At 55.6% G+C, this 12,118-nt stretch carries 10 protein-coding genes and 1 riboswitch; of the genes, 9 read left to right on the plus strand and 1 reads right to left on the minus strand.

Going from position 1 to position 12,118, the window contains the following annotated elements; all coding sequences use genetic code 11:
• The first annotated feature begins 28 nt into the window (after positions 1-28).
• Genes AA0Z93_RS05025 through AA0Z93_RS05045 form a run of 5 tightly spaced genes read left to right on the plus strand, consistent with a single transcriptional unit; the run spans position 29 to position 5,236 of the window.
• Positions 29-1,252 (plus strand): pyridoxal phosphate-dependent aminotransferase, encoded by a 1,224-nt coding sequence (locus AA0Z93_RS05025; protein WP_413046118.1) that lies wholly within the window; start codon positions 29-31, stop codon positions 1,250-1,252.
• Positions 1,253-1,286: 34 nt separating this feature from the next.
• The gene (locus AA0Z93_RS05030) at positions 1,287-2,132 is read left to right on the plus strand and encodes a phytanoyl-CoA dioxygenase family protein (protein ID WP_413046117.1); all 846 of its coding nucleotides are present in this window, start codon (positions 1,287-1,289) and stop codon (positions 2,130-2,132) included.
• A 38-nt stretch (positions 2,133-2,170) separates the two neighbouring features.
• Positions 2,171-3,286: a 2-aminoethylphosphonate--pyruvate transaminase gene (locus AA0Z93_RS05035; RefSeq protein ID WP_413046116.1), complete on the plus strand. Its 1,116-nt coding sequence runs from the start codon at positions 2,171-2,173 to the stop codon at positions 3,284-3,286.
• Positions 3,279-4,370, plus strand: a complete 1,092-nt coding sequence (locus AA0Z93_RS05040) for a pyridoxal-phosphate-dependent aminotransferase family protein (RefSeq protein ID WP_413046115.1) — start codon at positions 3,279-3,281, stop codon at positions 4,368-4,370. The genes AA0Z93_RS05035 and AA0Z93_RS05040 overlap by 8 nt, the downstream gene beginning before the upstream one ends.
• Positions 4,367-5,236 carry an EamA family transporter gene (locus AA0Z93_RS05045; RefSeq protein WP_413046114.1) on the plus strand — a complete coding sequence of 290 codons (870 nt, stop codon included), beginning with the start codon at positions 4,367-4,369 and terminating at the stop codon, positions 5,234-5,236. Before AA0Z93_RS05040 ends, AA0Z93_RS05045 begins: the two co-directional genes overlap by 4 nt.
• A 547-nt stretch (positions 5,237-5,783) precedes the next feature.
• Here the strand turns inward: AA0Z93_RS05045 and AA0Z93_RS05050 are convergent.
• Positions 5,784-6,185, minus strand: a complete 402-nt coding sequence (locus tag AA0Z93_RS05050) for an acyl-CoA thioesterase (protein WP_296266182.1) — start codon at positions 6,183-6,185, stop codon at positions 5,784-5,786.
• A gap of 187 nt (positions 6,186-6,372) precedes the next feature.
• A riboswitch (S-adenosyl-L-homocysteine riboswitch) is annotated at positions 6,373-6,469 on the plus strand.
• Between the two features lie 20 nt (positions 6,470-6,489).
• Here AA0Z93_RS05050 and ahcY point away from each other — a divergent pair.
• The 4 genes from ahcY to AA0Z93_RS05070 all read left to right on the plus strand — a co-directional run bounded on the left by ahcY (position 6,490) and on the right by AA0Z93_RS05070 (position 12,074).
• Entirely contained in the window at positions 6,490-7,899 is a 1,410-nt protein-coding gene (gene ahcY / locus AA0Z93_RS05055) for an adenosylhomocysteinase (protein ID WP_413046113.1), read from the plus strand.
• Positions 7,900-8,056: 157 nt separating this feature from the next.
• A complete protein-coding gene (metF, locus tag AA0Z93_RS05060; protein ID WP_413046112.1) occupies positions 8,057-8,902 on the plus strand; it encodes a methylenetetrahydrofolate reductase [NAD(P)H] in 846 nt (281 codons plus the stop codon).
• 296 nt (positions 8,903-9,198) lie between these two features.
• On the plus strand, positions 9,199-9,984 hold the full coding sequence (locus AA0Z93_RS05065) for a substrate-binding periplasmic protein (RefSeq protein WP_413046111.1): 786 nt from the start codon (positions 9,199-9,201) through the stop codon (positions 9,982-9,984).
• Between the two features lie 221 nt (positions 9,985-10,205).
• Positions 10,206-12,074 carry a DEAD/DEAH box helicase gene (locus AA0Z93_RS05070; RefSeq protein ID WP_413046110.1) on the plus strand — a complete coding sequence of 623 codons (1,869 nt, stop codon included), beginning with the start codon at positions 10,206-10,208 and terminating at the stop codon, positions 12,072-12,074.
• Positions 12,075-12,118 lie beyond the last annotated feature (44 nt).

Below are 12,118 nucleotides of genomic sequence, written 5' to 3' on the forward strand. Positions count from 1 at the left end.
AACTCCTTCTCTAGATTGGATTTATACCATGTCGAAAGCATCCAGAAATATGCCGATCAATTCTATTGCTCAGGCAATGGGGACCTACGTTTCTAAAGCTATTTCCGATGTAGCCAAAGCTGATCATTCGATTGCGGACCTGAGTTTTGGTGAACCTGTATTCGGCCCCCCAGAATATGCAATTAATACCATTAAGCATCGCAACCTGAGTTATGAGAGTTTTCTTAGCGGCGCTAAGCGCTACGATTGCTCTTTGGGTTCTTTGGGCTTGCGTCTAGCAATCTCTGACTGGTATCGCCAGCGTCACGGACTAGAAGTCAATCCACACAGTGAAATCATGATCACCCACGGTGGCGTAGAGGCAATCAACCTTGCAATACTGGCCGTAACTGGTGAAAACGACGCCATTGCGTTGGCCGATCCTTCCTACATGCTTTACTCCCGAGCGATACAATTACTCAGTCGACGAGTCGTCCAAGTCTCGCGCGTAGCAGGCGGCAACGAGGTAGCCGAGATGTTGAGCACGCAGTCAATCGAAGACGTCAAGGCATTCATTATCAATTCTCCTGAAAACCCCAGCGGCTATGTTCTAAGTTCGAAAGATTGGAGCGCGCTTGCGCAGTTCTCGACCCGCAACCAAACCTGGATCATTCATGATGAAGTGTACGACACTATGTCAATTGACCGACGGCACAAGCCAGCATTCGGCATCGAAGGTTTGCGAAATAACACCATAACCATTAACAGTTTTTCTAAAAAGTTTGGCTTACCAGGATTACGCATAGGGTGGATGATCGCTCCGCCAGGCGTGATAGAAATCGCAAAAAAAATCCATGATTATATGTACCTGGGTGTGAACATTCAGTATCAGGCCATCGCTGAAAGTTTATTACGTGATCCAGCCCGTGATACATGGTTAGAGTCATCTGCAAGAATGGTAGCTTCACGTGCAAAGCTTGGTCGCGCTAGGCTGACTTCTGAGTTTGGTTTTAATTGGAACCGTGAAACATACGGTGCTATGTTCCTTTTTCCTAACATTAGCGAATTGTATCGTGCATTGCCTTCTGGCTACAAAAAAACCGAAGTCACTGAAGGCGAAGCGGTAGCTACGTTTCTACTCAACGAGCGCAAGGTTGCAGTAGTTCCTGGGTGTGTTTACGGCAAAGACAGCAGCAGTAGCGTGCGCATGGTCTTGTGCACTACAGACAGTGTCTGGAATACAGCACTCGATCGCCTAACCTGCCCTTTATAAACATAGGGATACTTTCACCCAGCCGAGAAACCACATGTGCATATATGATGAAATTCAGCAGCAAGGCTTCACCACTTTGAGACAAACCTTACCGACCGAAGAACTGGAGCGTCTTGACGACATATGTAAGTTATTACTCAAAGCGGGGCGCGATGTATTGGCCTGTCGCAATCGAGGCCTGATAACATCAGCAAACCCAAGGCATAATGAAATAGAGCCCTTAGTAATTAGTGAATCTAACAATGCATTGGAGGTATGCCGGATCGAATGGTTAGCTGGCAGCACGCCTTATATTCGGGATCACCTGATTGGTATTTTGCAGAAATTGATCAGCGACATTACTCGTATACCTTTCCATTTATTCAAGGATAAGTGCAATTTCAAGCACCCTGGCGGTGGAGCTTTCGGTGCTCACCAAGACATCGCTGCATACCGCCATTTTGACACCCACTATCAAATTACTGCTGCGATTTCTTTAGATCCTGCCACACTGGAAAACGGCTGCCTCGAAATTGCTTCAGGTTATTTGTATCAATACGAGAATCAAGATGTAGAAGAGCTATTGGACACCCCAATGGGAATTAGGCCATTGTTGAACTACCATCACGGTGGAAAAATTAATGGAGATATCAAGGAGGAGACGAGTAGCAAATTCGACTGGTTGCCAATCACGACTGAGCCTGGCGACATAATACTCTTCGACTCTTATGTCCCTCATCGATCAGCACGTAATATTTCTACGGCTGGTCGACGCATGCTGTATTTTACCTTCGCAGCTGGAGCACGCTGTGAAGGGTTATACGATATTTATTATGCATCGAAAAGAAGCAATCCCAATAATCCTATTTTCCATATCTCGACGCCCACATTATATCGTTAAGTCGCTCTGCCACTACCACCTTGACAAGAGAACTTTAGATGCACTTCACAGACCCTCAAGTGCTTTTCACAGCTGGCCCACTTAATACCTCTTCTGCGGTAAAAAAAGCCATGCTAAAGGATATCGGATCCCGAACTGAGACAACTATCGATCTGACATCAAGAATCTGCTCTAAACTGCTGGATACATACGACATTGATGAGACTTTTGTAGCAGTCCCAATGCAGGGCAGCGGCACTTTCGGGGTCGAAGCTATGCTAACAAGCTGCCTGCCAGCAATCGATTACTGCGTAGGTGTTTTGATCAATGGAGTATACAGCCAGCGCATGTTTGAAATTTGCGAGACCCACAAAATAAGCTGCCTACCCTTACAGTGCGGCAACACGCAGGCCATCAACCCAGCCTTAGTTAATGTTTTTCTTCAACGCAATCCACACATCAGCCACCTCGCCCTGGTGCACTTCGAGACGGGCTTAGGCGTACTTAATGAACTAACGGAAATAATCAAAATTTGCGAGCAGCGTTCTGTACATCTATTGCTTGATGCCATCAGCACTTTTGGAGCAATACCCATTCAGTTTAACTCTCCAGCCATCGGCGCTGTTACCTTATCGGCCAACAAATGCCTACACTCAGTACCGGGCATAACATTCGTCATTGCTCGAAAATCTATTCTACACTCCAGTCTACGTCGTACCATGAGTTTAGATCTCAACGCACAGTGGCGTAGATTGGCGAATGACCGTCAATGGCGCTTTACCCCTCCGACCCACGTATTGCTTGCGTTTGATCAAGCGTTAAATGAGTGGGCTAAGGAGGGGAGAGCCAAGCGACGCTTAGAGCGATACCATCGACTCAATCAAAGGTTGGTGTGCAAGTTAGCTGAACTGGACATCATCCCTGTGCTAGACACAGTTGATCGAGCGCCTATGATTACTACGTTTTTACTGCCAGACAACTTTCCTCTCTCATCAGAGCAATTATACAGACGACTAGAATCCATTGGATTAATCATTTACCCCAGTACGTATGCGACGGGCCGATCTATTCGGATTGGCTGTATGGGTAAATTGGCCAGCTCGGATATTGACCGACTGACCGCCGCATTACATGAGATTTCTAACTCACTCAACGTTCCTGACTCCCATGTATGAAATCAACTTGCGTATTACTGGCCCAACTCCCTTGGCGCCACAGGTGCTCCAAGCCATGAGTCAGCAAATAATCAGCCATCGAAGTGATGAATTCAAAAGTCTCTATGCAGGTGTAGATCGCAATCTCCGAGCCCTGCTTGGAACAATTCACCCGGTGATTTTTCTTACGTCCTCAGGCACCGGTGGATTGGAGGCCACTGTGCAAAATATTCTAAGACCCTGCGACAGGGTATTATCGCTGCAGACCGGTTTTTACGGTGAGTTGTTTGCGCAAATCACCGAGCGCACTCTGGACGCACCTGAGCAATTGATTCGTCTGCGAAGTGAGCCTGGTCAATCGACTGACACACAGAAGCTATCATACATGCTGCAGCAGCAGCACTTTGATGCGGTGCTGATCACACATAATGAAAGTTCAACCGGCGTGCTGAATCCTCTTAAACATTTAGTACAGATTATAAAGGCTAACTCAGGTGCTCTGGTACTATGCGATGCCGTAAGCAGCGCCGGTGTTGTGCCTATCCATATGGACCAGTGGGGTATTGATGTTTTAATAACCGTGCCACAGAAAGGTCTTATGGCCCCGCCGGGCTTGGCAATTGTGGTGGCAAACGATCGAGCGCAGAAACGGGCTAGCAGCGCGCGCGTTGGCATGTATTTTGATTTCAAGCGAGCTTTAGCCTGCGCGCGCCTTTGTCAAACTCCGTCGACACCCTCAATCGTCTCTTTTCGCGGGCTACAGGTCAGTTTACAGTTGCTTTTTTCCGAAGGGCTGGAGCGAGTTTATTCACGCCACTCTCAAGCGCGGGCTATCTGTCAAAGCGCGCTAACGGAACTAGGGCTAGATAGCTTAGCGAAGCCGCCTTTTCAGTCTCCTGCTATGACAGCAATTAATCTACCGGCTCATATACACTCTCAACCTTTACAGCTTGCATTAGAACAATACTACAAACTCTATACTGCACAAGGCGCTGGTGACTTGCAGGACAGGGTATTACGCATTGCTCACATGGGCTGGTTCAGCCTTACGGATATCAAGTGGGCAATGGTATGCCTAAAAGATCACATGAGAAAAACTTATTGAACAATGAAATCAAGGGCCTTGCCCCCTCGTTGACCAGGGGACATTTCCTCAACGTGATATACGCTATATTGACGGCCGTCGCCATCGTCTTCCTTAGTTACGCAGGTACAGATATTCCTATGGCAGCGGCATTATTCTACATGGCGACGGGCTCCAGCATAATATTCAATTTTGTGGAAGCGTCTCGCTTTAAAAGTTCGCACTTAGCTGTATTCAGATATTGGCAAAGCTGGCTTGTAATGTCGATCGCGTTTATATTAAACTGGGTGTTTTCATATTATAGCGCCACTCATTCGGCACCAGAGTTCTATGTCTCTGTATTTTTTTTAACTTCTGCTGGCTGTGCTAGCCTCGCAGCTCGGGACGGCTGGAAAGCAATTGCATGCATGCTGGCTGCTTCTTCTGCCTACATTTTGACCCAAGCTAGTATTGCCGCACTGATGAGCACTGTGCTTGCTGGCATTTCAATATTTACCTATTTCGTTATTTCACGCAATTTAGCAATGCGGGCGAACCTTTCAGCCAACTCGATTATCGCCGTACGTTGTTACTTAATGACTCTAGGCACGTTCGGCTACTTACTTATTCATGACGAACTGGCGCATTTGGCGATACCGGCCGTTCAAGTACCTTCACTGTTGATACTGGTATTTTTTAACATGGTCATCCCCTCATTCTTATCGCAAACTTGCTTGCACTACCTTGGCATTGCACGATTCACGCAAATCAACTCATTTATCCCAGTTTTAGTATTTGTATTTCAGACGATTTTTCTCAGTGAGTGGAATATACCTCTACTATTGACCTGCATCCTCGCTACAGTCGCTCTAAATAGTCAGAATTTCATAAAAACCCCTCCCCGTTAAGAACGCTATAGTTTGCAGGGAAACTCACCCTCACCTCGTAGACTTCCTGTTCAAACCGGATTTACGAATGACGCATTAACCGTACGAAATCTGAATCTTAAGCTCTAAAATCAGAAATAAAACTACACTCAAAACCCTACTAACACGAGCCTACCATTAGTCAAAATCCTAAAAATAGAAAACTACAAGTAATCTGAATTTATTAAATCTGCAATACATTTTTTCACAAGAAAATTGCTCAAATTATTATGACTTTGACGAAAGCGATCAAGCCGCACTTGATGCTATTGGTAGTTATCAAGTACAGCAGGATCGCCTGATTTATCGCTTAAAGCCCTCACCGAACCTCTTAGCGGCAGCGATCTGATTTTCCTCTATAAAAGAGGCAAGTGGTCCTGAAGCCATCTTACATGTAATAAACTATGGCGACCCCAAGCTGGCAAGCCTAGTTTCAAACCTGCATAAATATTGGCGGCTGACCCACTACAGAATCCCACCACCTCTAGTATAAAACCTACAAGGGCCGTGAAATACGGCCCCTTTCCAATCACTCCACCGCACTATCCGGAAACTGATCCTGCAAATACTTGATCTGCGTCCGCCCATGCGCCGCCGGCAACCCATCCTCACCCAGGTTCACGAACACCATGCGATCGACGGTAAGAATGCTCTTGCGCGTAATCTTGTTGCGCACCTCACAGCGCAAGGTGATCGACGTACGGCCGAACTCCGTAGCGGTGATGCCCAGCTCGATGATGTCGCCCTTGCGTGAGGCGCTGACGAAGTTGATCTCCGACATGTACTTGGTCACCACGCGCTGGTTGCCCAGCTGGACGATGGCGTAGATCGCCGCTTCTTCGTCGATCCAGCGCAACAGGCTGCCGCCGAACAGCGTGCCGTTGGGGTTGAGGTCTTCGGGCTTGACCCATTTGCGAGTGTGGAAATTCATCGGTGCTCCTCGTGGCTGAAAGGGCGGGATCGGGATGGGGCCATGATGGCAGAGCGGTCGGCGCCCGCGCATGCATCTTGGACCATGGTCTTGAACGATTCGACAGAAAACCTTGGGCTCTGTCACCCGCACGGCTATAATCGCTGCCGTTTCACATGGTCGCCCCCTGCGCGGCCATGCCCGCCACCCGTCCGAGGGGCGCTGCAGCAGGTCTATCCTGTCAGGCTCGGATGGGGCGTTGTCCGTGCTTGCGGACGCTTAACGCACAACGGCGCCCATTCGACATGACGAATGGAGGCTCTTGATGAGCGCTGTAAACACGCCTGCCGGTTTTTCCGATTTCAAAGTCGCCGACATTTCCCTGGCCGATTGGGGTCGCAAGGAAGTCATCATCGCCGAATCGGAAATGCCCGCGCTGATGGGCCTGCGCCGTAAATACCAAGGCGAACTTCCGCTCAAGGGCGCGAAGATCATCGGCTGCATCCACATGACCATCCAGACCGCCGTGCTGATCGAAACCCTGGTCGTGCTGGGCGCCGAAGTGCGCTGGTCCTCGTGCAACATCTTCTCCACCCAGGACCAGGCCGCCGCCGCCATCGCCGCTGCCGGCATCCCGGTGTTCGCCTGGAAAGGCGAGACCGAAGAAGAGTACGAGTGGTGCATCGAGCAGACCATCCTCAAGGACGGCCAGCCCTGGGACGCCAACATGGTGCTGGACGACGGCGGTGACCTGACCGAAATCCTGCACAAGAAATACCCGGCCATGCTGGAAAAGATCCACGGCGTGACCGAAGAGACCACCACCGGCGTACACCGCCTGCTCGACATGCTGGCCAAGGGCGAACTGAAAGTCCCGGCGATCAACGTCAACGACTCGGTCACCAAGAGCAAGAACGACAACAAGTACGGCTGCCGCCACAGCTTGAGCGACGCCATCAAGCGCGGCACCGACCACCTGCTGTCGGGCAAGCAGGCGCTGGTCATCGGCTACGGTGACGTGGGCAAGGGCTCGGCGCAGTCGCTGCGTCAGGAAGGCATGATCGTCAAGGTCACCGAAGTCGACCCGATCTGCGCCATGCAGGCCTGCATGGACGGCTACGAAGTGGTCTCGCCGTTCAAGGACGGTATCAACACCGGCACCGAAGACGGCATCAACAGCGATCTGCTGGGCCGCATCGACCTGATCGTCACCACCACCGGTAACGTCAACGTCTGCGACGCCAACATGCTCAAGGCCCTGAAGAAGCGCGCCGTGGTGTGCAACATCGGCCACTTCGACAACGAGATCGACACCGCCTTCATGCGCAAGCACTGGGCGTGGGAAGAGGTCAAGCCGCAGGTACACAAGATCCACCGCACCGGCGCCGGCAGCTTCGACGCGCAGAACGACGACTACCTGATCCTGCTGGCCGAAGGCCGTCTGGTGAACCTGGGCAACGCCACGGGCCACCCAAGCCGGATCATGGACGGTTCGTTCGCCAACCAGGTCCTGGCGCAGATCTTCCTGTTCGAGCAGAAGTACGCCGAACTGGACGCCTCGAAGAAAGCCGAGCGCCTGACCGTGGAAGTGCTGCCGAAGAAGCTCGACGAGGAAGTGGCCCTGGAAATGGTCCGCGGCTTCGGCGGCGTAGTCACCCAACTGACCCCGCAGCAGGCCGAGTACATCGGTGTGACCGTCGAAGGTCCGTTCAAGCCCGAGGCCTACCGCTACTAAGCGGCCCGCTGCGAGCAGGCGCGCACCCTTGTGCGTCTGCTCGCAGTCGTATAGGCAGCATTGGAATGATGTTCAGCCAGGCCGACCCATGTCGCCCTGGCTTTTACTTGCAGCTTGCAACTAGCAGCGCGTGATTCGCTGCTCAGGAAAAAAGCCGATGTCCAAACCCCGCAATTACAGTTTCGAATTCTTTCCGACCAAGACCGAAGCCGGCCACGACAAGCTGATGAGCGTTGCCCGCCAGCTGGCCACGTACAACCCGCACTTCTTTTCCTGCACCTATGGCGCCGGTGGCTCCACCCGCGACCGCACGCTCAACACCGTGCTGCAACTGGAAAACGAAGTGCAGGTGCCCGCCGCGCCGCACCTGTCGTGCGTGGGCGACACCAAGGCCGAGCTGCGCGCCCTGATCGCCGAATACAAGGCGGCCGGCATCAAGCGCATCGTGGCCCTGCGCGGCGACCTGCCTTCGGGTATGGGCATGGCCGCAGGCGATCTGCGTCACGCCAGCGATCTGGTGGAGTTCATCCGCGCGGAAACCGGTGACCATTTCCATTTGGAAGTGGCCGCCTATCCGGAGATGCACCCGCAGGCGCACAACTTCGAGGCCGATCTGAAGAACTTCGCCACCAAGGTCAAGGCCGGTGCCGACAGCGCCATCACCCAATACTTCTTCAACGCCGACAGCTACTTCTACTTCGTCGAACGCGTGCAGAAGCTGGGCGTCGACATTCCGCTGGTGCCCGGCATCATGCCGATCACCAACTACAGCAAACTGGCGCGCTTCTCCGACGCCTGCGGCGCCGAACTGCCGCGCTGGATCCGCAAGCAGCTGGAAGCCTATGGCGACGACAGCGCCAGCATCCAGGCTTTCGGCGAAGAGGTCATCACACGCATGTGCGAACAGCTGCTGGACGGCGGCGCGCCAGGTCTGCACTTCTATACGCTGAACCAGGCCGAGCCGAGCCTGGCGATCTGGAACAACCTGAACCTGCCGCGCTAACGTCCGTTCGCACCTGTTCAGCGGGCGGTCGGGGCACGGGCAGTCAGCGCGTGTCTCGGCCGTCCCTATCACCGATGGGGCAAACACGACACCTGCACCCGAACGTCCCTCCTCTGCCGTCCCCGCACGCTTGCGACGCTCGCGGTCGCTCAGCCCTACGAAGCCTGTATCGGCGTGCCCTGCCTCCAGCCATGCGCCGCTGCGAGATAGGCGCATTTGCCAGCCCGTTCACAGCGCTGGCACCCATGCCGACCGCATGTCTGTTCATCGACGAAGCACCCAGGTAGTCTGCCGACATGCGCATCTTCCTGACCCTGTTCGGCATCTTGCTGCTTACCTGCCTGAGCCCGCTGGCCCAGGCCGAACGGCTGCGCATCGTCAGCGACGACTGGGCGCCCTACATCTATCAGGAAAACGGCCAGCCTCGCGGCCTGCACTACGAGGTGGCCAACGAAGTGTTCAAGCGTCTGCACATCGATGTGGAGTGGGGGTTCATGCCGTGGAAACGCTGTTTGGCCGTGGTCGAACAGGGCCAGGCCGACGGTATCCTGGGCGTATTCAAACTGGCCTCCCGCGAGCCCTTCATGCTGTACCCCGAAGAGCCGTTGTCGCAGGTCGAATTCGTGCTGTTCCAAGCCCGTGCACGCCCACATTCGGTCACTACGCTGCAGGACTTGAGCGGCCTCACGGTGGGCACGTCGTCGGGTTATGACTACGGGAGCGCCTTCGACACAGCCGTCAATTTCCGCCGGGAATCGGCGCCGACCCATGTCGCCAACCTTGGCAAACTCGCGCTCGGCCGAGTGGACCTGGTCGTGACCGATCGGCATGTGGGACGTTATCTGCTGCAACGCCTGGGCCTGGAGCAGCAGATCGAAGCCTTGCCGATGGTGGTGAACGATTTGCCGCAATACCTGGGCCTGGCCCGTAAACCGGGCCGTGAGGCCCTGGCCGAGGCGTTCTCGGAAACCCTGCGCGCGTTCAAGCGCGAACCGGCCTACGCCCACATCATGAGCCGTTATGGCGAACAGAATCCGCGCCTTGCCACTGCCGTTGAGCAACAGGGGGGCAGCACACGCTGATTGCTCTGTTATACTCGGGCCTTCCCGCCAGGCTCACGCCCGGACGCTCGGCCTCGTAACAGGCATCCCGATCGGCAGAAACGCAGCTCAATGCGCCTTCGCCGCTCGCCCGATGCGCAGTGCATGCCCAGCTGGACCGGACGCGATCGCATTCCTCCGATGCCCGTCGCGCCAGGCAGATCATCCCATCGGGCTCAGCCCACACGAGAACAGGATTGCCCATGTCCTTTGCTTCCCTCGGTCTCTCCGAGGCACTTGTCCGCGCTATCGAGGCCGCGGGCTATACCCAGCCCACTCCCGTGCAACAGCGGGCCATTCCCGCCGTGTTGCAAGGCCGCGACCTGATGGTCGCCGCCCAAACCGGTACCGGCAAGACCGGTGGCTTCGCCCTACCGATCCTGGAGCGCTTGTTCCCGGCCGGCCACCCCGACAAATCCCAGCGCCACGGCCCGCGCCAACCGCGCGTGCTGGTGCTCACGCCCACCCGCGAGCTGGCCGCCCAGGTGCACGACAGCTTCAAGCTGTACGCCCGCGACCTGAGCCTGGTCAGTACCTGCATCTTCGGCGGCGTCGGCATGAACCCCCAGGTGCAGGCCATGGCCAAGGGTGTCGACGTGCTGGTGGCCTGCCCGGGCCGACTGCTGGACCTCGCCGGCCAAGGCAGCGTGGATTTGTCCCACGTGGAAATCCTGGTGCTCGACGAAGCCGACCGCATGCTCGACATGGGCTTCATCCATGACGTCAAGAAGGTCCTCGCGCGCCTGCCGTCCAAGCGCCAGAACCTGCTGTTCTCGGCGACCTTCTCCAAAGACATCACGGATCTGGCCGACAAGCTGCTGCACAACCCCGAGCGCATCGAGGTCACGCCGCCCAACACCACCGTCGAGCGCATCGAACAGCGTATCTATCGCCTGCCGGCCGGCCACAAGCGCGCCCTGCTGGCGCACTTGATCACCCTCGGCGCCTGGGAGCAGGTACTGGTCTTCACCCGTACCAAGCACGGTGCCAACCGCCTGGCCGAGTACCTGGAAAAGCACGGCCTGACCGCTGCCGCGATCCACGGCAACAAGAGCCAGAACGCACGTACCAAGGCCCTGGCCGAATTCAAGGCCAACACCGTACGCGTGCTGGTCGCCACCGACATCGCCGCCCGTGGTCTGGACATCGACCAGCTGCCCCATGTGGTCAACTTCGAGCTGCCCAATGTCGAAGAAGACTACGTGCACCGTATCGGCCGTACCGGCCGTGCCGGGCGCTCGGGCGAAGCCATCTCGCTGGTCGCGCCCGACGAAGAGAAGCTGCTCAAGAGCATCGAGCGCGTCACGCGGCAGAAGATTGCCGACGGCGACTGGATGGGCTTCGACGCCAGCAAGATCGAAGTCGAAAAACCGGAAGTGCGCGAACGCGCCCAGCCCAATGCGCGCGGTGGCCGCAACGGCCAGAACCGTGGCGACGGTGCCAACGCCGGCAGCGGTGGGCGCAAGGACAAGGGCAAAGACAAAGGCAAGACGCGCCAAGCCAGTGCCGACAAGCCTGCGGAAAAGGCCAAGTCCGGCGAGCAGCGCCAAGGCCAGCAGCCGCGCAAACCGCGCGAGCAGCACAAGCCGCGTACGCAGCAATCGGCACAGGCCAGCAAGCCGGCCGACAACGGCAACCGTGACCCGGAAGCCTTCCTCGACGACGACGTGGACAACTTCGGCAACCGTGCCGACTATGTCAGCCCTTACCAGAACGCCAAGAACCAAGGCCGCAACCGTCGTCCGGGTGCAGCTGCAGGGGGTCAGACCCAGGGCCAGGGCCGCGGCCAAGGTGCAGGTCAGCGCAACAACGGCCCGCGCTCTGGCGCTGACAAAGGCCTGCGCAACAACGCCAACGCCGGTGGCGCCCGCCGCGACGGCGGTGGCCGTAACCGTCGCGACGACAGCCCTCGTCAAGAGCCTGCCGTGCGCAACCCGCGCGAGCCACAGAACCAGCCGGTGATCATCCGCAAGGAATCCAAGCTGGAGCGCTACCCCACGCCCGAGCAGCTCGACGACCTGCCGAACCGTCCACGCGGCGAACGCCCGGCGTTGCTGACGCGCAACCGCTGAATCCACGCGCCGGCCCGTTCGTGAACGGCCACCGCGCGAGGCTA

The organism is Pseudomonas phoenicis (assembly GCF_047302395.1).
Lineage (GTDB): Bacteria > Pseudomonadota > Gammaproteobacteria > Pseudomonadales > Pseudomonadaceae > Aquipseudomonas.